Annotated in this window: 20 protein-coding genes; 15 read left to right on the top strand and 5 right to left on the bottom strand. The window is 71.0% G+C overall.

Annotated features, from left to right (window positions below; translation table 11 throughout):
- Positions 1-39 precede the first annotated feature (39 nt).
- The 8 genes from atpB (at position 40) to BMW78_RS01645 (ending at position 7,437) form a co-directional block, all read left to right on the top strand.
- Positions 40-852 (top strand): F0F1 ATP synthase subunit A, encoded by an 813-nt coding sequence (gene atpB / locus BMW78_RS01680; protein ID WP_091755767.1) that lies wholly within the window; start codon positions 40-42, stop codon positions 850-852.
- 125 nt (positions 853-977) lie between these two features.
- Entirely contained in the window at positions 978-1,184 is a 207-nt protein-coding gene (atpE, locus tag BMW78_RS01675) for an ATP synthase F0 subunit C (protein WP_091755765.1), read from the top strand.
- Positions 1,185-1,257: 73 nt separating this feature from the next.
- Positions 1,258-1,896, top strand: a complete 639-nt coding sequence (locus tag BMW78_RS01670; RefSeq protein ID WP_091756507.1) for a F0F1 ATP synthase subunit B — start codon at positions 1,258-1,260, stop codon at positions 1,894-1,896.
- Complete coding sequence (locus BMW78_RS01665) at positions 1,896-2,708, top strand: F0F1 ATP synthase subunit delta (RefSeq protein ID WP_091755763.1); 813 nt, start codon at positions 1,896-1,898, stop codon at positions 2,706-2,708. Before BMW78_RS01670 ends, BMW78_RS01665 begins: the two co-directional genes overlap by 1 nt.
- Positions 2,709-2,807: 99 nt before the next feature.
- Positions 2,808-4,445 (top strand): F0F1 ATP synthase subunit alpha, encoded by a 1,638-nt coding sequence (atpA, locus tag BMW78_RS01660; RefSeq protein WP_091755761.1) that lies wholly within the window; start codon positions 2,808-2,810, stop codon positions 4,443-4,445.
- Positions 4,446-4,603: 158 nt separating this feature from the next.
- Positions 4,604-5,503, top strand: a complete 900-nt coding sequence (locus BMW78_RS01655; RefSeq protein ID WP_091755760.1) for a F0F1 ATP synthase subunit gamma — start codon at positions 4,604-4,606, stop codon at positions 5,501-5,503.
- 17 nt (positions 5,504-5,520) lie between these two features.
- A complete protein-coding gene (atpD, locus tag BMW78_RS01650; RefSeq protein WP_091755758.1) occupies positions 5,521-6,978 on the top strand; it encodes a F0F1 ATP synthase subunit beta in 1,458 nt (485 codons plus the stop codon).
- Between the two features lie 246 nt (positions 6,979-7,224).
- On the top strand, positions 7,225-7,437 hold the full coding sequence (locus BMW78_RS01645) for a PspC domain-containing protein (RefSeq protein WP_091756505.1): 213 nt from the start codon (positions 7,225-7,227) through the stop codon (positions 7,435-7,437).
- 3 nt (positions 7,438-7,440) lie between these two features.
- Here the strand turns inward: BMW78_RS01645 and BMW78_RS01640 are convergent, their stop codons facing one another.
- Positions 7,441-7,749, bottom strand: coding sequence for a hypothetical protein (locus tag BMW78_RS01640; RefSeq protein WP_091755756.1), 309 nt, complete (start codon positions 7,747-7,749; stop codon positions 7,441-7,443).
- Positions 7,750-7,987: 238 nt separating this feature from the next.
- Here BMW78_RS01640 and BMW78_RS01635 point away from each other — a divergent pair, with 238 nt between their 5' ends.
- Positions 7,988-8,257, top strand: a complete 270-nt coding sequence (locus tag BMW78_RS01635) for a F0F1 ATP synthase subunit epsilon (RefSeq protein ID WP_091755755.1) — start codon at positions 7,988-7,990, stop codon at positions 8,255-8,257.
- Positions 8,258-8,272: 15 nt separating this feature from the next.
- The gene (locus BMW78_RS01630) at positions 8,273-8,698 is read left to right on the top strand and encodes a DUF2550 domain-containing protein (RefSeq protein ID WP_091755754.1); all 426 of its coding nucleotides are present in this window, start codon (positions 8,273-8,275) and stop codon (positions 8,696-8,698) included.
- 38 nt (positions 8,699-8,736) lie between these two features.
- Here BMW78_RS01630 and BMW78_RS01625 read toward each other — a convergent pair whose 3' ends face one another.
- Complete coding sequence (locus BMW78_RS01625; protein ID WP_091755752.1) at positions 8,737-9,399, bottom strand: cob(I)yrinic acid a,c-diamide adenosyltransferase; 663 nt, start codon at positions 9,397-9,399, stop codon at positions 8,737-8,739.
- Between the two features lie 61 nt (positions 9,400-9,460).
- On the opposite strand from BMW78_RS01625, the gene murA reads away from it, so the two are divergent.
- The 4 genes from murA (at position 9,461) to BMW78_RS01605 (ending at position 15,156) form a co-directional block, all read left to right on the top strand.
- On the top strand, positions 9,461-10,744 hold the full coding sequence (gene murA, locus BMW78_RS01620; protein WP_091756503.1) for a UDP-N-acetylglucosamine 1-carboxyvinyltransferase: 1,284 nt from the start codon (positions 9,461-9,463) through the stop codon (positions 10,742-10,744).
- Positions 10,745-10,929: 185 nt separating this feature from the next.
- A complete protein-coding gene (locus BMW78_RS01615; protein WP_091755738.1) occupies positions 10,930-11,316 on the top strand; it encodes an STAS domain-containing protein in 387 nt (128 codons plus the stop codon).
- Between the two features lie 113 nt (positions 11,317-11,429).
- Positions 11,430-13,463, top strand: a complete 2,034-nt coding sequence (locus tag BMW78_RS01610; RefSeq protein ID WP_245735637.1) for a protein meaA — start codon at positions 11,430-11,432, stop codon at positions 13,461-13,463.
- 112 nt (positions 13,464-13,575) lie between these two features.
- Positions 13,576-15,156: a N,N-dimethylformamidase beta subunit family domain-containing protein gene (locus tag BMW78_RS01605; RefSeq protein WP_177180229.1), complete on the top strand. Its 1,581-nt coding sequence runs from the start codon at positions 13,576-13,578 to the stop codon at positions 15,154-15,156.
- 22 nt (positions 15,157-15,178) lie between these two features.
- On the opposite strand, the gene BMW78_RS01600 is transcribed toward BMW78_RS01605, so the two are convergent.
- From BMW78_RS01600 to BMW78_RS01590, 3 genes are all read right to left on the bottom strand, one after another.
- Positions 15,179-16,180: an aldo/keto reductase gene (locus BMW78_RS01600; RefSeq protein ID WP_425439037.1), complete on the bottom strand. Its 1,002-nt coding sequence runs from the start codon at positions 16,178-16,180 to the stop codon at positions 15,179-15,181.
- A gap of 78 nt (positions 16,181-16,258) precedes the next feature.
- Entirely contained in the window at positions 16,259-17,497 is a 1,239-nt protein-coding gene (locus tag BMW78_RS01595; protein ID WP_091755731.1) for an N-acetylglucosamine-6-phosphate deacetylase, read from the bottom strand.
- Entirely contained in the window at positions 17,494-18,402 is a 909-nt protein-coding gene (locus BMW78_RS01590; protein WP_091755726.1) for an SIS domain-containing protein, read from the bottom strand. Before BMW78_RS01590 ends, BMW78_RS01595 begins: the two co-directional genes overlap by 4 nt.
- A gap of 234 nt (positions 18,403-18,636) precedes the next feature.
- On the opposite strand from BMW78_RS01590, the gene BMW78_RS01585 reads away from it, so the two are divergent.
- Complete coding sequence (locus tag BMW78_RS01585) at positions 18,637-19,911, top strand: extracellular solute-binding protein (protein ID WP_245735605.1); 1,275 nt, start codon at positions 18,637-18,639, stop codon at positions 19,909-19,911.
- Position 19,912 lies beyond the last annotated feature (1 nt).

The raw sequence follows: 19,912 nt of genomic DNA, 5'->3' as shown, positions 1-19,912 counted from the left end.
CTTGCGGAATGGTCCGACCAAAAAGCTCGAGGAGAACACGTGAGTCTGAACGTGCTGGGTGCCAGCATCCTGGCAGCCGAGGGTGGCGAGGGGAGCGGCTTCCAAGCCCCCACGCCGGCGGAGTTCTACCAGCCGCTCATCGGTCAGGGCGACTGGGCGATCACGCGCCCGATCGTCGTCCTGTTCATCTCGGTGGCGCTCATCTCCTGGTTCCTCGTCGCCACGACCCGCAAGGCCGCGATCGTGCCGAGCAAGGGCCAGTGGGTGACCGAGGGCATCTACGGCATGGTCCGCAACGGTCTGGCGCGCGACATCATCGGCAGCCGCGACTTCCTGCGCTTCGTCCCGCTGCTCTTCGCCCTGTTCACGATGATCCTCGTCAACAACCTCTTCGGGATCATCCCGCCGGTGCAGTACCCGACGATGAGCCGCATCGGCGTCCCGATCGCGCTCACGCTCGTGGTCTTCGTCGTCTACCACGCCGTCGGCATCCGCAAGAACGGCTTCGGCGGCCACATCAAGCACATGATCCCGCCGGGTCTGCCGAAGCCGATCTACGTGCTGATCATCCCGCTCGAGCTCATCACCTACTTCATCACCCGGCCGCTCACGCTGGCCCTGCGACTCTTCGGCAACATGTTCGCCGGGCACATGCTCCTGCTGCTCTTCATCCTCGGCGGCGAGTACATGCTCATCCACGGCGCCTTCGGCCTGAAGATCGCCGGCATCGGCTCCTTCCTCCTGGCGCTCGTGCTGACCGCCTTCGAGGGGCTGATCGAGTTCCTGCAGGCCTACATCTTCACGCTGCTCGCGGCGACCTACATCGCCGGCTCCCTGGCCGACGAGCACTGAGACGGCCGTTCCCCGCGACCGGGGAGCGGTGCACGACCACCTGACCCACAACTGAATACGACCACTCACACTTCCGGGCGGCGCAGTGCCGCACGGATCACTGAAGAACGAAAGAGGACCATCAGATGACTGGCAACATTGCGATCCTGGGCTACGGCCTGTCTGCGATCGGCCCCGGTGTCGGCATTGGCCTGATCTTCGCCGCCTACATCAACGGTGTCGCCCGCCAGCCCGAGGCCCGCGGCATGCTCCAGGGCATCGCGATCCTCGGCTTCGCCCTTGCCGAGGCGCTGGCCATCTTCGGTCTGGTGCTTGCCTTCGTCTTCAAGTAAACCGGCGACCACACCAGCGAAGCCCCTTCTGGCACCACAGCACTAGGAGAACCCCGTGCAGCACTTCACCGGCATCACGCAGGTGGTGGGCCTGGCGGCCGCCGAGGACACCACCGGCCAGCGGCTGCCGATCCTGCCCCTTTGGGGTGAGCTGATTTTCGGCCTCATTGCCTTCGCGATCCTCCTCTGGGTCGTCACCAAGAAGGTCGTGCCGAACCTCGAGAAGGCGTATGCCGAGCGCACCGCCGCCATCGAGGGCGGCATGCAGCAGGCCGAAGAGGCTCAGCAGCAGGCCCAGGCGGCGCTCGAGCAGTACCAGGCGCAGCTCACCGAGGCCCGCGCCGAGGCTGCTCGCATCCGTGAGGAGGCCCGCGAGCAGGGCGCCTCGATCGTCGCCGAGATGCGCGGTCAGGCCCAGGCCGAGGCGACCCGCATCACCGAGGCTGCGCAGAAGCAGATCGAGGCCGAGCGCCAGCAGGCGATCGTCTCGCTGCGCTCCGAGGTCGGGCGCCTGTCCACCGATCTGGCGAGCCGGATCGTGGGCGAGTCGCTGCACGAGGAGACCCGTCAGAAGGGCATCGTGGACCGCTTCCTCGCCGAGCTCGAGGCCGGCCAGATCCAGCCCGAGAAGGTCGGTGCCGGCGCCACCGGCGAGAACACCCACGCCCAGGGTGAGCTTGACCTCGGCACGGCTGACGGTCGGGACGCCTGATGCGCGGTTCCTCGCGCGCCGCAGCAGCCGCAGGCCAGCGTGCCTTCCAGTCCGCGCTGGCCTCCGGCGCGGACTGGGGCACCCTGGCCGAGGACCTGTTCGGCATCACCACGGTCCTCGACGGCAACGCGACCCTGCGTCGCGCCGTGGGCGACCCGTCCCGTGACGCCGACGCCAAGCGGCGGCTGGTGGGGCAGCTGTTCGGCGGCAAGGTCTCGCAGGCCGCGGTGGACCTCGTGTCCCAGCTGGTCGCGCAGCGCTGGTCCTCCGAGCGCGACCTGACCGACACCGTGGAGAGCCTCGCGGTCGAGACCGTGCTCGCCCTGGCGGAAGCCGGTGGCCGTGGCGACCAGGTCGAGGACGAGCTCTTCCGTTTCGAGCGCATCGTGGCCGGCAACCCGGGGCTGCGCGACGCGCTGACGGACCGCAACGCCGACCGCGACGCCCAGGCGACCCTCGTGGGCCAGCTCCTCCAGGGCAAGGTCGCGGCCGAGACGGCCCGGCTCGCGCGCCAGGCGGTCATCGCCCCGCGTGGCCGCAAGTTCGACCGGATCTTCCGCGACTACCTCGACCTCGCGGCCAAGCGTCGTCAGCAGGTCACCGCGGTGGTCACGGCGGCGGTCGACCTCGACGACGTGCAGCGCAACCGGCTGGCCGTCGCGCTCCAGCGGCTGTACGGCAAGCCGATCCAGCTCCAGGTCGTCATCGAGCCCAAGGTCGTCGGGGGGATCCGCGTCCAGGTCGGTGACGAGGTTGTGGACGGCACCATCCTGCGCAGGCTGGAGAGCGCGCGCAGGCACATCGCCGGCTGACCCCGACCCCACGGCACCAAGCACCACCCACAAGACACACCACAGACTTCCGGTCCAACCAAAGCCGGCAGCCGCACCACCAAAGGGAGAAGAGATCAGATGACGGAGCTTTCGATCCGTCCGGAGGAGATCCGGGACGCGCTGGACAACTTCGTTCAGTCATACGAGCCCGGCGCGGCCTCCCGCGAAGAGGTCGGCCGCGTCAGCGACGCCGGTGACGGCATCGCCCACGTCGAGGGCCTGCCCTCGTGCATGACGAACGAGCTGCTCCAGTTCGAGGACGGCACGCTCGGCCTCGCGCTGAACCTCGACGTCCACCAGATCGGCGTCGTCATCCTCGGTGAGTTCTCCGGGATCGAGGAGGGCCAGGAGGTCAAGCGGACCGGCGAGGTCCTCTCGGTCCCCGTGGGCGACGAGTTCCTCGGCCGCGTGGTCAACCCGCTCGGCCAGGCCATCGACGGCCTGGGCGAGATCACGACCAACCAGCGTCGCGCCCTCGAGCTGCAGGCCCCTTCGGTGGTGCAGCGCAAGTCGGTGCACGAGCCGCTCCAGACCGGCCTCAAGGCCGTCGACGCCATGACCCCGATCGGTCGCGGCCAGCGCCAGCTCATCATCGGCGACCGCCAGACCGGCAAGTCCGCGGTCGCGATCGACACGATCATCAACCAGAAGCAGAACTGGGAGACCGGCGACCCCGAGCAGCAGGTCCGCTGCATCTACGTCGCCATCGGCCAGAAGGGCTCGACGATCGCCGGTGTCCGCGGCGCCCTCGAGGAGGCCGGCGCGCTGGAGTACACCACCATCGTCGCCGCCCCCGCGTCCGACTCGGCCGGCTTCAAGTACCTCGCCCCCTACACCGGCTCGGCCATCGGCCAGCACTGGATGTACCAGGGCAAGCACGTCCTCATCGTGTTCGACGACCTGTCCAAGCAGGCCGAGGCCTACCGCGCCGTGTCGCTGCTGCTGCGCCGCCCGCCGGGCCGCGAGGCGTACCCCGGTGACGTCTTCTACCTGCACAGCCGGCTGCTCGAGCGCTGCGCGAAGCTCTCCGACGAGCTCGGCGCCGGCTCGATGACCGGTCTGCCGATCATCGAGACCAAGGCCGGTGACGTCTCGGCGTACATCCCGACCAACGTCATCTCCATCACCGACGGCCAGATCTACCTCCAGGCCGACCTGTTCAACGCCAACGTCCGCCCGGCGATCGACGTGGGTGTCTCCGTCTCCCGCGTCGGTGGCGCCGCGCAGATCAAGGCGATGAAGGACGTCTCCGGTCGCCTGAAGCTCGACCTCGCGCAGTTCCGCGCGATGGAGGCCTTCGCGATGTTCGCCTCCGACCTCGACCCGGCGTCGCGTGCGCAGCTGGCCAAGGGTGCCCGACTCGTCGAGCTCCTCAAGCAGAAGCAGGCGAACCCGTACCCGGTCGAGGAGCAGGTCGTCTCGATCTGGGCCGGCACCAGCGGCCAGCTCGACTCCGTCGCGGTCGAGGACGTCGCGCGCTTCGAGGTCGAGTTCCTCGACTACCTGCGCCGCGAGAAGTCCGGCCTGCTGGCGGCGATCCGCGAGTCGAAGAAGTTCGCCGACGAGACCCGCTCGGGCCTCGAGGACGCCGTCAAGGCGTTCAAGCAGCAGTTCATGGCCTCCGGCGAGGAGAACCTGCCGCTCGGCCACGAGCCCGACGCCGGTGAGCTCGAGACCGAGATCGAGCAGGAGAAGATCGTCCGCCAGAAGCGCTGACGGTATGCCGGGTGCGCGCCACCGCGCGCACCCGGCACCGACGGCGCCTCGGGCACCACGGCGACCGGAACGACAGCGCCACTGGAACGACAGCGGCATACCAGCTTTAGACGTCGCGGCCACGGCCGCACCGAACGAACGAGGAGAGGCGGAAACATATGGGAGCGCAGATGCGGGTCTACCGCCAGCGCATCCGGTCCGTCCAGGCGACCAAGAAGATCACGCGGGCGATGGAGCTCATCGCCGCCTCGCGTGTGGTGAAGGCGCAGCAGCGGGTCCGGGAGTCCTCCCCGTACGCGCGCGCGATCACCCGCGCGGTCTCGGCGGTGGCGACGTACTCCGACGTCGACCACCCGCTGACCAAGGAGCACGAGCACGTGCGCCGCGCGGCGGTGCTCATCGTCACCTCCGACCGAGGCCTGGCGGGCGCCTACAGCTCGTCGGTCATCAAGGAGAGCGAGCGCCTCATCGGTGAGCTCCGTGACGAGGGCAAGGAAGTCGTCCCCTACCTCGTCGGCCGCAAGGCGGTGGGCTTCTACAAGTTCCGCCGGCGCGAGTTCGCCGCCGAGTGGACCGGCTTCACCGACCAGCCGACCTTCGACATCGCCCGGGAGATCGGCGAGCGCGTCGTCGCCGACTTCACCCGCGAGTTCGACGAGGGCGGCGTCGACGAGTTCCACGTGGTCTTCACCCGGTTCGTCAACATGGTGACCCAGGAGCCCGAGGTCATCCGCATGCTGCCGCTCGAGGTCGTCGAGGGGGAGGAGCCGCCCTCGGAGGACGAGGTACTGCCCCTGTACGAGTTCGAGCCCAGCGCCGAGGACGTCCTCGACGCGCTGCTGCCGAAGTACGTCGCGGCCCGGCTCTACAACTGCCTGCTGCAGGCCGCCGCCTCCGAGCTGGCGTCGCGCCAGAAGGCGATGAAGTCGGCCACGGACAACGCCGAAGAGCTCATCAAGAAGTACACCCGGCTGGCCAACCAGGCCCGTCAGGCCGAGATCACCCAAGAGATCAGCGAGATCGTGGGCGGCGCCAGCGCCCTCGCCGACGCCAGTTGAGAAGGTAGAGAGAACACATGACTGCCACTGTGACCGCAGAGACCCAGGCCACCACGCCCGGTGGCGTTGGCCGGATCGCCCGCATCATCGGCCCGGTCGTCGACGTGGAGTTCCCCGTCGAGGCCATGCCGGAGCAGTACAACCTGCTCACGACCGAGGTCGAGCTCTCGGGTGAGAAGAAGAACATCAACCTCGAGGTCGCCCAGCACATCGGCGACAACATGGTGCGCGCCATCTCGCTGCAGCCCACCGACGGCCTGGTCCGCGGCTCGGCCGTGCAGGACACCGGCGGCCCGATCAGCGTCCCCGTTGGCGACGTCACGCTCGGCCACGTCTTCAACGCCACCGGTGACGTGCTCAACCTCGAGGAGGGCGAGCGCCTCGAGGTGACCGAGCGCTGGGGCATCCACCGCAAGGCACCCGCGTTCGACCAGCTCGAGTCCAAGACCCAGATGTTCGAGACCGGCATCAAGGTCATCGACCTGCTGACCCCCTACGTGCAGGGTGGCAAGATCGGCCTCTTCGGTGGTGCGGGTGTCGGCAAGACGGTGCTCATCCAGGAGATGATCGCCCGCGTCGCGCGCGACCACGGTGGTGTGTCGGTGTTCGCCGGTGTCGGTGAGCGCACCCGTGAGGGCAACGACCTCATGGTCGAGATGGAGGAGGCCGGCGTCCTCGGCCAGACCGCCCTGGTCTTCGGCCAGATGGACGAGCCGCCGGGCACCCGCCTGCGCGTCGCCCTGTCGGCGCTGACGATGGCGGAGTACTTCCGCGACGTGCAGAAGCAGGACGTGCTCCTCTTCATCGACAACATCTTCCGCTTCACCCAGGCGGGCTCCGAGGTCTCCACGCTGCTCGGCCGCATGCCGTCCGCGGTGGGCTACCAGCCGACCCTGGCCGACGAGATGGGTGTGCTCCAGGAGCGCATCACCTCGACCCGTGGCCACTCGATCACCTCGATGCAGGCGATCTACGTGCCGGCCGACGACTACACCGACCCGGCGCCGGCGACCACGTTCGCCCACCTGGACGCGACCACCGAGCTCTCGCGTGAGATCGCCTCCCTCGGTATCTACCCGGCCGTGGACCCGCTGACCTCGACCAGCCGCATCCTCGACCGCCGCTACATCACCGAGGAGCACTACACCACCGCGGTGCGCGTCAAGCAGATCCTCCAGCGCAACAAGGAGCTGCAGGACATCATCGCGATCCTCGGTATCGACGAGCTCTCCGAGGAGGACAAGATCCTCGTCAACCGCGCTCGTCGCATCCAGCGGTTCCTGTCGCAGAACACCTACGTCGCCAAGCAGTTCACCGGCATCGAGGGCTCGACGGTTCCGCTGGTCGACACCATCGAGGCGTTCACCAAGATCGCCGACGGTGAGTACGACCACGTCGCCGAGCAGGCGTTCTTCATGTGCGGTGGCCTCGACGACGTCGAGCGCCAGTGGGCGGAGATCCAGAAGAACCTCTGAGCTCTCCTCTCGCTCAGCACGACCAGCACCACCCCGGGGCCGGCTTCCACACGGAAGCCGGCCCCGCGGCATACCCGGCTGTCGTCTTCCGACTCCGTATGCCGCGTGCCGCCCATCGCGCGGTCCTGCGCCCGGTTGCGCGGCTGCGCGGGTACGAAGTCGAGTCGGGGTCGGTCGGGGTCGGTGGGGGCCGGATGGGTGGTGACCCTGATGGCCGTCGGCCCGGAGTCCGACGAGACTGGGGCCATGAGCCAGATCAAGTCCAGCTTCGCCCGGCAGGGCCTCGTCCGACCGCGCCAGGGGCGGGTCATCGCGGGGGTGTGCGCCGGCCTGGGCCGCCGCTTCGGTGTCTCGCCGTGGACCGCACGCCTGTTGTTCGTGCTGGTCCTGATGCTCCTGCCCGGGAGCCAGATCATCATCTACCCGGTGCTGTGGATCCTCATGCCGAACGAGGACTGAGGCTCAGGCCACGACACGGCGCCCGTCGCGCACCGCGCAGTCGGCGTGGCAGGGGAGTGCCCGGTCGCGGGGGGCGCGGGCGGGTTCCACGCCGACAAGCTGGACGGGCGGCACCACGCGCCCGCAGACCACGCAGCGCACCGCCCGGGCGTGGCTGCGCCGGCCCGCCGCCAGCACCTCCTCGCGCCGCAGCTCCATCCGCCGTCGGGCCTTGGCCCGCCACTGCCGACGGGCGCCGGCGACGCAGTCGTCGCACGGTGCCTCGCCGGCGTGCTTGTGCCTGCGGTAGGCCGCCAGGGTGCCGTGTGCCATGGGTTCCCCCATCTCGCCGCACCGACCCCGGCGACCGGTGCGGCTGGTTCGTCCTCCTGCTCTGTCAGTGGTGGCTGTACCCACCGCCCCCGGACGTCACACCTTCGAGGTCGCAGCGGGTCCCGTCCCGGTCATGACCACCGCTGGTCCTGGTCATGACCACCGCTGGTCCTGGTCATGACCACCGCTGGCATGCCGATAGACTGGTCACACCCCCGTCACCTCTGGAGGACCCATCGTGAGCCAGCTGCAGGTTGAACTCGTCGCCGCGGACCGCAAGGTCTGGGAGGGCGAGGCCGACATGGTCATCGCCCGCACCGTGGACGGGGACCTGGGCGTCCTGCCGGGACACACCCCGCTGCTCGGCGTCCTCGTCGAGGGCGAGGTGCAGATCCGTGCCGCCGGCGGCACCCAGACCGCGTCCATCGACGGGGGCTTCCTCTCCGTCGACCGCGACCGCGTCATCATCGTCGCCGAGGCCGTAGACGCCTCCAAGATCACCGCCTAGCCGCGGGCCGCGAGCATGTCGCCTCTCGTCACCGCCGAGATCGTGGCAGGCATGCTCGTGCTGCTCGCGGTGAGCGTGCTGGCGTTCATCTTCATCCGGCGCCGGACGCTCGCCGCCGGACGGCCGCTCATGGTGGCGGCCGTCCGCCACACCGGGCACGGCTACCGGCTCGGCCTGCTGCGCTTCGGCGGCGGGCGGCTCCAGTGGTTCTCCCTGGTCGGCCCGTCGATGCGGCCGCGTCGCGAGTGGGAGCGGGCGCGCCTCCAGCTCGACTCGCCCAGCGCCCCGCACGAGGTGGTGGCCGGCATGCCGGACGCCGTGGAGGTCACCTGTCACTACGCCGGCGACACGTTCCAGCTGGCCCTGGCCCCCACGTCCTACACCGCCGTGCGCTCCTGGCTCGAGAGCGCCCCGCCGGGCTTCAACGTCAACGTCGCCTAGCGGCTTCCGAGCACAGTCGCCCTGGGCGACGGAACCGGTCAGTCCTCCGCAGCTGCGGGGGGCTTCGTCGTTCCGGCACCCTTCTTCCGGGGAGCCGCCGCCCGGCCGCCCCCGGGCTGCCACAGCACGTCGCCGCCGATCGGCAGGTTCGCCACCCGGGCCAGCACGAACAGCAGGTCGGACAGCCGGTTGAGGTAGGTCGCCGTCAGCACGTTGACGCCGCCCTCGCCCTTGGCGCTGCCCGGCTCGCGCCCGTATGCCGCGATGGCGGCCCACGCCTGCCGCTCGGCCCTACGGGCCACCGTGGTGGCGACGTGGAGGTAGGCCGCGCCCGGCGTGCCGCCGGGCAGGATGAAGGAGCGCAGCTTCTCGAGCTCGCCGAGGTAGCGGTCGCAGTCGGCCTCGAGCTCGTCGACCCACTCCTGCTGCACGCGCAGCGGCGGGTAGTCGTAGGTCTCCTGCAGCGGGGTGCACAGGTCGGCGCCCACGTCGAAGAGGTCGTTCTGGATGCGCAGCAGCGTCGCCCTCACGTCGTCGCGCAGGTCGCCGGCAGCCAGGGCCACCCCGATGGCGGCGTTGGCCTCGTTGGCGTCGGCGTAGGCCTGCAGGCGCACGTCGGTCTTGCTCGTCCGGCTCATGTCACCGAGGTGCGTCGTGCCGTCGTCGCCGGTGCGCGTGTAGATGCGGGTGAGGTTGACCATGGCGACAGCCTCCCAGACCCGCGGCACGGCGTTGCCGTCGGGCCGTCGCTACGCTGCACGGATGGCTGAGAGGTTCCGGGTCGTCGGTGGCACCGCCCTGCACGGTGAGGTCAGGGTCGCTGGTGCGAAGAACAGCGCCCTGAAGCTCATGGCCGTCGCGCTCCTCGCGCGGGGCCGCACCCGGCTGACCAACGTGCCGGCGATCCTCGACGTGACCATCATGGCCGAGCTGCTGCGCCGGCTCGGCTGCACCGTCGACTACGACCCTGCCGCCGGGGTGGCCGACATCGACGTGCCCGACGAGATCGGCCACCGCGCCGACTACGACCTCGTGCGCGCGCTGCGGGCCTCGACCGCGGTGCTCGGCCCGCTGGTGGCCCGGTGCGGCGCCGCCGACGTGGCCATCCCCGGGGGCGACGCCATCGGGTCGCGGGGGCTGGACCTGCACGCCGCCGGCCTCGAGGCGCTCGGCGCCACCGTGCACGTCACCCACGGCTTCCTCGTCGCCGAGGCGCCGGGCGGCCTCCACGGCGCGGAGATCCGGCTCGACTTCCCCAGCGTCGGAGCCACCGAGAACGTGCTGACCGCCGCGGTGCTGGCCCGCGGCACCACCCGGCTGGAGAACGCCGCACGCGAGCCGGAGATCGTCGACATCGTCGCCCTGCTCTGCGAGATGGGCGCACGGATCACCGGCGCCGGCACGTCGGTCATCGAGGTCGAGGGCGTCGACCGTCTCGAGCCGGTGGAGCACGCCGTGGTGTCCGACCGGATCGCCGCCGGCACCTGGGCCTTCGCGGCGGCAGCCACCCGCGGCGACATCGAGGTGGTGGGTGGGGTCGCCGAGCACCTCACCGCTGCGCTGTCCCTCGTGGAGGAGAGCGGTGCGACGGTCACGCGCACCGACCGCGGCTTCCGGGTCGACTCCGGTGGGCGCCGGCCTCGCTCGTTCGACGTCGCCACGCTGCCCTACCCGGGCTTCCCGACCGACCTGCAGCCCTTCGCGATCGCCTGCAACGCAGTCGCGGACGGCTCGGCCATGATCACCGAGAACCTGTTCGAGGCGCGCTTCCGCACCGTGCAGGAGCTCGGCCGCCTCGGCGCCGAGACGCGCATCGACGGACACCACGTGATGGTCCACGGGGTCGAGCGGCTGTCCGGCGCACCCGTGGAGGCGAGCGACATCCGGGCCGGTGCCGCGCTGGTCATCGCCGGGCTGGTCGCCGAGGGCGTGACCACCGTCAGCGGGGCCCAGCACATCGACCGCGGGTACGCCCACTTCGCCGAGGACCTGCAGGGCCTCGGGGCCGACGTCACGCGCGAGCCCGACGAGGAGTTCGCCTTCTAGGGCCCTCCCGCCACCCTTCCCGCGGCTGCCGGCCCGGCTTCCTGCCGCCCTCCGGCCGTGCCTTCTACCGCCCGCCCAGCCCCGGCCGAGCGGCCTTTACCAGATCTTGATCTGTTTCGTGACAACCGTAAGTGCCCCCGGGTGCGTATGTGTGGGTGAATACCAGCACGAACGAGGGGGTTCGGATGACGGTGAGCGGTGTGGGGGTCCTTCCTTTCGAGGTCCGCGAGCATGCCTCGGGGCAGGAAGTGGAGATCAGCGGTCGGATCGACGTGCGCTCGGTGCCCGATGTGCGGCTGCTGCTGCACGAGGTGATCGACACAGGGACCGGTGACGTCCTGCTCAACCTCGCCGACGCCGAGATCGGTGACGCGACCGGGCTCGGGGTGCTGGTGGAGGCCTTCAACCGGGCCCGCCGGGCCGGCCGCCGCCTCGCCGTCGTCGACATGACGGACCGCACCGAGCGGCTGTTGCGTGCGTCACGCCTCGAGCGCGCCCTGGTGCACCGCCCTGCGGGGGATAGCGCCTCGGGTGCCCCCACCGCCGCCACTGTGGCGCCTCTCACCGCCTGAAGGCCTCCCGGCCCCGCCGCGGCCGCCGGTACCTTCCCCCCATGGCCGAGACCGCGAAGACGCCGACTCCCGCCGCCCGGGCCGCCCGCCCCGAGCGCGACCGTCCGTGGGTGATGCGCACGTATGCCGGCCACACCAGTGCCGCTGCCAGCAACGCGCTGTACCGGCGCAACCTGGCCAAGGGGCAGACCGGGCTCTCGGTCGCCTTCGACCTGCCGACCCAGACCGGCTACGACCCGGACCACGCCCTCGCCCGCGGTGAGGTGGGCAAGGTCGGTGTGCCGGTCTCGCACATCGGCGACATGCGCGCGCTGTTCGACCAGATCCCGCTGTCGCAGATGAACACCTCCATGACCATCAACGCGACGGCCATGTGGCTGCTCGCGCTCTACCAGGTGGTCGCCGAGGAGCAGGCGGAAGCAGCCGGTGAGGACCCGGCCGCCGCCGTCCGGGCGCTCGCCGGCACCACGCAGAACGACATCATCAAGGAGTACCTCTCCCGCGGGACCTACGTCTTCCCACCCGGCCCGTCGCTGCGCCTCATCACCGACATGGTCGCCTACACGGTGGCGGACATCCCGAAGTGGAACCCGACCAACATCTGCAGCTACCACCTGCAGGAGGCCGGGGCGACGCCGGTGCAGGAGATCGCCTACGCGATGAGCACCGCCATCGCCGTGCTCGACGCCGTGCGGGACTCGGGCCAGGTGCCGGCGGAGCGGTTCGGCGAGGTCGTCGGCCGCATCTCCTTCTTCGTCAACGCCGGCGTGCGCTTCGTCGAGGAGATGTGCAAGATGCGCGCCTTCGTGCAGCTCTGGGACGAGCTGACCCGTGAGCGCTACGGCGTGCAGGACCCCAAGCAGCGCCGCTTCCGCTACGGCGTGCAGGTCAACTCGCTCGGCCTCACCGAGGCGCAGCCCGAGAACAACGTGCAGCGCATCGTGCTCGAGATGCTGGCGGTCACGCTGAGCAAGGACGCCCGCGCCCGTGCGGTGCAGCTACCGGCCTGGAACGAGGCGCTCGGCCTGCCGCGCCCGTGGGACCAGCAGTGGTCGCTGCGCATGCAGCAGGTGCTGGCCTTCGAGTCCGACCTGCTCGAGTACGACGACCTGTTCGCCGGCTCCCGTGTCGTCGAGGCCAAGGTCGCCGAGCTCGTCGAGGCTGCTCGCGCCGAGATCGACCGGGTGCAGCAGCTGGGCGGGGCCGTGGCCGCCGTCGAGAGCGGCTACATGAAGTCGGCGCTGGTCGCCTCGCACGCCCTGCGCCGCCAGCGCATCGAGGCGGGCGAGGACGTCGTCGTCGGCGTCAACCGGTTCGAGACCACCGAGCCCAACCCGCTGACCGCAGACCTCGACACCGCCATCCAGACCATCGACCACGACGTCGAGGCCAAGGCCGCCGAGGCCGTGCGCCGCTGGCGCGAGGAGCGTGACGCCGACGAGGCGGGCCGTCGCCGCGTCGAGGAGGCCCTCGACCGGCTGCGTGACGACGCGCGCAGCGGCACGAACCTCATGCCCGCGAGCCTGGAGTGCGCGCGCGCCGGCGTCACCACGGGGGAGTGGGCCGGCACGCTGCGCGAGGTCTTCGGCGAGTACCGCGCGCCCACCGGCGTCTCCGGCTCCGTCGGGGTCACCGGCGAGGCCGCGGCGGCCGACTCCGAGCTCGGCCGGGTGCGTGAGCGGGTGCGGGCCACCGGTGACGAGCTCGGCGAGCGGCTGCGCATCCTGGTCGCCAAGCCCGGCCTCGACGGGCACAGCAACGGCGCCGAGCAGGTCGCCGTGCGGGCTCGTGACGCCGGGTTCGAGGTGGTCTACCAGGGCATCCGGCTCACCCCGGAGCAGATCGTGGCTGCGGCAGTCGCCGAGGACGTCCACCTCGTCGGCATCTCGATCCTCTCCGGCTCGCACATGGAGCTCGTGCCCGAGATCCTGCGCGGGCTGCGGGAGGCCGGCGCCGGCGACGTGCCGGTTGTCGTCGGCGGGATCATCCCCGACTCCGACGCGCGGGCGCTGCGCCAGCAGGGCGTGGCGGCGATCTTCACCCCCAAGGACTTCGGCCTCACCCAGATCATGGGCGAGATGGTCGACGAGATCCGGCGTTCCCGTGGGCTCTCGACCCCGAGCGGGGCCGAGACCATCCCGGCCTGACCTCTGGAGGCCGCCTCGCGGCACACCTGAACCCAGCTCGACCGGCACCCGCCCGTCCTCCTCAGCCGAACGGCCGAAGACCGGCCCCGAGGGCGGGTCGTAGCGTCGGGTGATGGTGCGGGGAGCCTGGGGGGCCGTGATCGGCTCGCTGGCGTCCCTGGCGGTCTGCGGCGCCAGCCAGGCGCCCGCCATGCGGGCCGCCCCGCGGGTGGCCGGCACCACGTCAGCCGGGCCCACCTCAGCCGCACCACGCACCTCGTCGACGGACCGGGTGCGCAGCAGCCGGGCGCAAGCAGGACCCGTCCAGCTCCGGCTCGACCCGCACTGGCGGATCACGCACCGCGGACCCGACCACGCCATCGAGGGCTGGGCGGACCACACGAGCGTGCGGCCCGGGGAGCGGGTGGGACTGCACGTCTCGACCACCGCGGCGACGTGGGAGGTCACCGCCTACCGGATGGGGTGGTACGGCGCCGTGGGCGGCGCCCTGGTCTGGCACCGTGCCGGGCTGCGCGGCACCCGACAGCCGCCCGCGCGGCACGACGGCCCGACGTCGACGGTGCGCACCCAGTGGCCCACGAGCCTCCTGCTGCCGACGGGGCAGTGGCCGCCGGGCGCATACCTGCTGCGGCTGGACAGCCCGTCGGGCCAGCGGTTCGTCCCCCTCACCGTGCGGTCACCCGAGACGGCCGGGCGCGTCGTGCTGGTCGACGGGGTGACGACCTGGCAGGCCTACAACGCATGGGGCGGCTACAGCCTCTACCAGGGGCCGGCTGGCAAGGCAGACTTCGCACACCGCTCGACCGCGGTGTCGTTCGACCGGCCCTACGACGGCGACGGCTCCGGGCAGCTCCTCACGCTGGACCTGCCGACGATTGCCCATGCCGAGCGGCTCGGCGTCCCCCTGGCCTACGTCACGGACATCGACCTGCACATGGACCCGACCGTGCTCGTGGGGGCGCGGGCGGTGGTCACGCTGGCGCACGACGAGTACTGGTCGAGCGCGATGCGGCTGGCGGTGACCCGTGCCCGGGACACCGGGGTCAACGTCGCGTTCCTCGGTGCCAACGCGGTGTTCCGGCACATCCGGCTCGCCCGCACCCGGTACGGACCCGACCGGCTGGAGGTGAACTACAAGCGGCTCAACGACCCGCTCGTCGGAGTCGACGACGCGGAGGTGACGACCGACTGGCGGGAGCCCCCGGTCCCGCGGCCCGAGAGCGAGCTGACCGGCGTCTTCTACGAGTGCAACCCGGTCGACGCCCCACTCGTCGTCACCGATCCCGGGAGCTGGCTGTTCGCCGGCACGGGTGCAGGCGCGGGGCTGCGGCTGCCGCACCTCGTCGGTCCGGAGTACGACCGCGTGAACCCCGGCGTGCCCACGCCACGGCGCATCGAGGTGCTCAGCCACTCACCCGTGCGGTGCCGGGGAGTACCCAGCTTCTCCGACAGCGCGTGGTACGACGTGCCCTCGGGCGCCGGGGTGTTCGCCTCGGGCAGCAACTGGTTCGCGCGCGGGCTGCCCGAGGCGGGGGCGACCGGAGTGACTGCCCGCGTCGTCGGAGGCATGCTCAGCAACCTCCTGCTCGCGTTCGCGGCCGGTCCCGCGGGGGCTGCGCACCCGGCCCAGCCCAATCTCGCGGGGTTGCACGAGTATGCCGGTGACCCGGTCGCAGCCGCGTCCGGACAGTGACCGGGCCGTCGCGTCGTCGGCGTCAGCGGTCGATGCTGGACATGTCGCCGTAGCGCTCGCCGGCCACGGCGCCCCGCGGCACGGCCTGCTCGAGCGCGGCGAGGTCGTCGTCGGTCAGGGTGACGTCGAGGGCGCCGACGTTCTCCTCGAGGTACTTCACCCGCTTGGTGCCCGGGATCGGCACGATGTCGTCGCCCTGGGCGAGGACCCACGCCAGGGCGAGCTGGCCGGGGGTGCAGCCCTTGGTGTCGGCGAGCTCCCTGACCTGGTCGACGAGCTGGAGGTTGTGCTCGAGCGCCTCGCCCTGGAACCGCGGGAAGTACGGCGAACGCCGGGAGTCGTTCTCGGAGAGCGCGGTGGCCTCCCGGTCGATGGCGCCGGTGAGCAGGCCACGGCCGAGCGGGGAGTAGGGCACCAGGCCGATGCCCAGCTCGCGCAGCAACGGCAGGATCTCGTCCTCGAGGTCGCGGGTGAACAGCGAGTACTCCGTCTGCAGGGCCGTGACCGGGTGGGTGCCGTGAGCGCGCCGGATCGTGGCGGGCGACGCCTCCGACAGGCCGAGGTGTCGCACCTTGCCGGCCTGCACGAGCTCGGCCATCGCGCCGACGGTGTCCTCGATGGGCACCCGCTGGTCGACCCGGTGCTGGTAGTAGAGGTCGATGTGGTCGACGCCGAGGCGCTCGAGGCTGGCGTCACAGGCCTTGCGGACGTACTCCGGTGAGCCGTTGACGCCGAGCCGGGCGCCGTCGGGTGCCCGCTCGTTGCCGAACTTGGTCGCCAGCACGACCTCGTCGCGCCGGTCCGCGATGGCGCGGCCGACCAGCTTCTCGTTGGTGAAGGGGCCGTACATGTCGGCGGTGTCGAGGAAGGTGACGCCGAGGTCGAGGGCCCGGCGGATCGTGTCGATGCCGGCGGACTCGTCGGGCGTGCCGTAGAACTCCGACATCCCCATGCAGCCGAGGCCGAGGGCCGAGACGGTGAGGGCGGTGCCGGCGTCAGAGCTGCCGAGCACGCGGGTGGGCAGGCTGGTGGTGTGGGAGGAAGCCATTCCTCGAGTCTCCGTCGCCCCCCGGAGACCGCAACCCGAAGCGGCCCGGCGGCGTCAGCGCGCTGCGAGCCAGGCGCCCCGCCGCATCACCCGATGCGCCACCAGGGCGTCGTCGACGACGAGCACGTCGGCGCGAAGACCGGCCGCCAGGGCGCCGACCCCGTCGAGGGCCAGCGCCCGGGCCGGGGTCGTCGAGGCGGCTCGCACGGCGTCGGGGAGTGGCACGCCGAGGTCGGTGACGCACCAGCGCACCTGGTCGAGCAGGCAGGAGACCCCGCCGGCGAGGCTGCCGGAGCCGACGAGGCGCACGTCGCGGCCCTGCACCCGCACGTGCAGGCCGCCGAGGGTGTAGTCGCCCTCGGGCAGGCCGGCCGCGGCCATGCAGTCGCTGACGAGGGCGACCTGGTCGGGGCCGACGGTGTCGAAGAGCATCTGCACGGTGCCGCTGTCGAGGTGCACGCCGTCGGCGATGACCTCCAGCACGGCCTCGCCGCGTCCGGCAGCCGAGAGGGCGGCCGCCACCGGCCCGGGCTGGCGCGAGAGCATCGGCGGCATCCCGTTGAAGAGGTGGGTCACCAGCGCCTGGCCGCCGCGCACCGGGTGCTCGACGAGTGCGGCCAGGGCCGCTCGCGCGGTGCGCACGTCGGCGTCGGTGTGGCCGACCGCGCCGAGGATGCCGAGGCGGGCCAGCTCGGCCGGCAGCTGGTCGGCCCCCGGCAGCTCGGGCGCCCACGTCATCTGCGCGATGACGCCCGGACCGGCCTCGAGCACCAGCTCCTCGAGCAGCTTGAGGTCGGGTGCGACGAGGGCAGCGGGGTTCTGTGCGCCACACCGCGCCGTGGAGAGGAACGGTCCTTCGAGGTGTATGCCGGCGAGGTCGCCGTCGCGGACCAGCGGCGCGCAGGCGCGTACCCCCGTCAGCAGGCGCTCCGCGCTCGCCGAGACGAGGGAGCCGACGACCGTGGTGCTGCCGGCACGGTGGTGGTGCGCCGCCGCGGTGCGCGCGCCCTCGGTGTCGGTGCCGAACTCACCGCCGCTGCCGCCGTGGCAGTGCAGGTCGACCAGGCCCGGCAGCAGCGTCAGCCCCGGCGCCCATCCGGCCGGCTCGGTGGCGCCGGAGTGCTCGGGAGGCAGGGAGGCGCGCGGACCGGCATACAGGACCTGCTCGCCGGCCACGACGACGGCGCCGTCGGCGACGGTCTCCGACGGCAGCACCACCCGTCCCGTGAGGAGGGTGGTGCTGGCGCGGTCGGTGCCGGTCCTGTCGGTGGGGCCCTGCGGCGTCGAGGTCACGACAAGATGATGGACCGTGACAGGTGGCGCGGCTGGTCGGGGTCGACTCCCGCGCGTGCCGCCTTCACCAGGCAGAGCCGGTGCAGCCGCACGAGGTCGGCGAGCGGGTCGATGTCGCGGTGCTCGAAGTGGGCACCGGTGGCTCGCACGTCGTCGGCCAGCCCCTCGGGCACCTCGCCGAAGGCCCAGGTGGCGCGACCGGTGGTGGCGATGCTGATCGGGCCGTGGCGGTACTCCATGGCGGGGTAGGCCTCGGTCCAGAACTGGGCCGACTCGCGCAGCTTCAGCGCGGCCTCGTTGGCCAGGCCCACGGTCCAGCCGCGACCGACGAAGGTGAGCTGCTCGGCATCGGCCACACCGGCGAGGGCGGTGTCCTCGTCCTCGGCGAGCACCGCGCGGGCGTCGGCGATGGTGGCGCTGACGTCCTCGCCTAGCGTGGCGCGCAGCAGCACGAGAGCCGTGGTGGCGAAGCGGGTCTGCACGACCGACTGCTCGTCGACCTCCGGCAGCAGCAGTGCGTGCGTGGCGAGCTCCGGGATCGCGGTGCCCTCGGTGGCCACGATGGCCGTGGTGCGCTGGCCCCGCTGGCGCAGGGTGGTCAGCAGCTCGATGACCTCGGTCGTGGTGCCGGAGCGCGAGATGGCCACGACGTGGTCATAGCTGCGCCCGGCGGGGAACTCGCTCGCGGCGTGCGCCTCCGTGCGGCCGCCGAGCTCGCCCGCCTGCTCGCGCAGCACGGCATACGCCTGGGCCATGAAGTAGGAGGTGCCGCAGCCGACGACGGCGACCGACTCGCCCGGTCGCGGGAGCACGGCGCGGGCCTCCTCGACCCGGTCCAGGACCGCGGCCCAGTCGTCGGGCTGCGTGGCGATCTCGGAGGCGAGGTGGCTGGTGTAGGCGGTCATCGGCGTCCGTTCTGTGAGTGGTTCGGATCGCCCAGATTGTCGACCAGTCAGAATCGATCAGTCAAGCGGTTGGTCCAGTTTGCCGGACTGTGACCGGGAAATCTGCCGGAAATGCTTGACGGAGGCCGGAATCGCGGTCCACGCTGTCGCTCATCACCGCCGGTTCTGAGCGAAGCGGCAGCGAAACGACACGAACCGATCACGGTCAGTCGACAACAGATGGGAAAGCAGACAATGACGTCTCGACACATGGGCGCGGTGCGCGTTGCCGCGGTGGCGCTGGCGGGGGGCCTCGCCCTGGCCGCGTGCAGTGGGGGTTCCGGCGCCGGCAGCGCGGGCGGCGGTGGCGCCAGCGACTCGGGCCAGAAGGTCAAGAAGATCAAGCTGGTCGCCGCGGAGTACTCCAAGGACCACACGGCGGCGTTCTGGAAGCAGTTCGCCGACAAGTACAAGGCGAAGACCGGCACCGAGCTCGAGGTGCAGGTCGTGAGCTGGGACTCGATCGACCAGACGTCGAGCACGATGATCCAGAACAACAACGCCCCCGACATCCTCAACCTCAACGCCTACGCGTCCTACGCCAAGGACGGCCTGCTCTACAACGCCGACGAGGTGCTCCCGGCGTCGGCCAAGAGCGACATCCTCGACGCGTTCGTCAAGAGCGGCACCTACCAGGACAAGCTCTACGGCTTCCCGGACCTGTCGTCGGCGCGGGCGTTCTTCTACAACAAGGCGATCTTCAAGAAGGCCGGCATCGCCGCCCCGCCGAAGACCTGGGACGAGTTCGAGGCCGACGCCAAGAAGATCAAGTCCCTCGGCGGCGACACCATCCCCTACGCCCTCCCGCTCGGACCCGAGGAGTCCCAGGGCGAGTTCTCCATGTGGCTGTTCAACAACAGCGGCGACTGGAAGAAGGACGGCAAGTGGACCATCAACTCGCCTGAGAACACCGAGGCACTGACCTTCCTCAAGAAGCTCACCGACGAGAAGCTCACCCAGAACAACCCCGGCAAGACGAACCGCGCCGACGCGTTCAACCTCTTCAAGTCCGGCAAGGTCGGCATGGTCGTCGGCTTCTCGCCGCTCGCCGGACAGCTCGACGAGGAGAAGAAGGTCGACTACGGCGTCGCCCCGATGCCGACCAAGATGAGTGAGCCGCAGACCTTCGGCGTCACCGACTACCTGATGGCGTTCAAGAAGCCGGGCAACCAGGAGGCGGTCAAGGCCTTCTACGACCTGTACTACCAGAAGGACCAGGTCAACCAGTTCATCAAGGCCGAGGGCTTCCTCCCCGTCACCAAGAGCGGCATCGAGTTCTTCAAGGACGACCCGAAGCTGAAGGTCTACCTCGACACGCTGCCCAACGCCCACCTCACCCCGACCGACGACCCGACCTGGGACAAGGTCAAGCTCGCCGTGCAGCAGAACCTCGGCGGCGCCGTGGGTAGCGGCGGCGACCCGAAGAAGGTCCTCGACGACCTGCAGAAGCAGGCCGAGAGCGGCAGCTGAC

It is taken from the genome of Pedococcus cremeus, from assembly GCF_900111375.1.
In the GTDB taxonomy this organism is placed as follows: domain Bacteria; phylum Actinomycetota; class Actinomycetes; order Actinomycetales; family Dermatophilaceae; genus Pedococcus_A; species Pedococcus_A cremeus.
The sequence above is the reverse complement of the archived record's forward strand: the minus strand, read 5'-3'. Positions and strand labels throughout refer to the sequence as shown.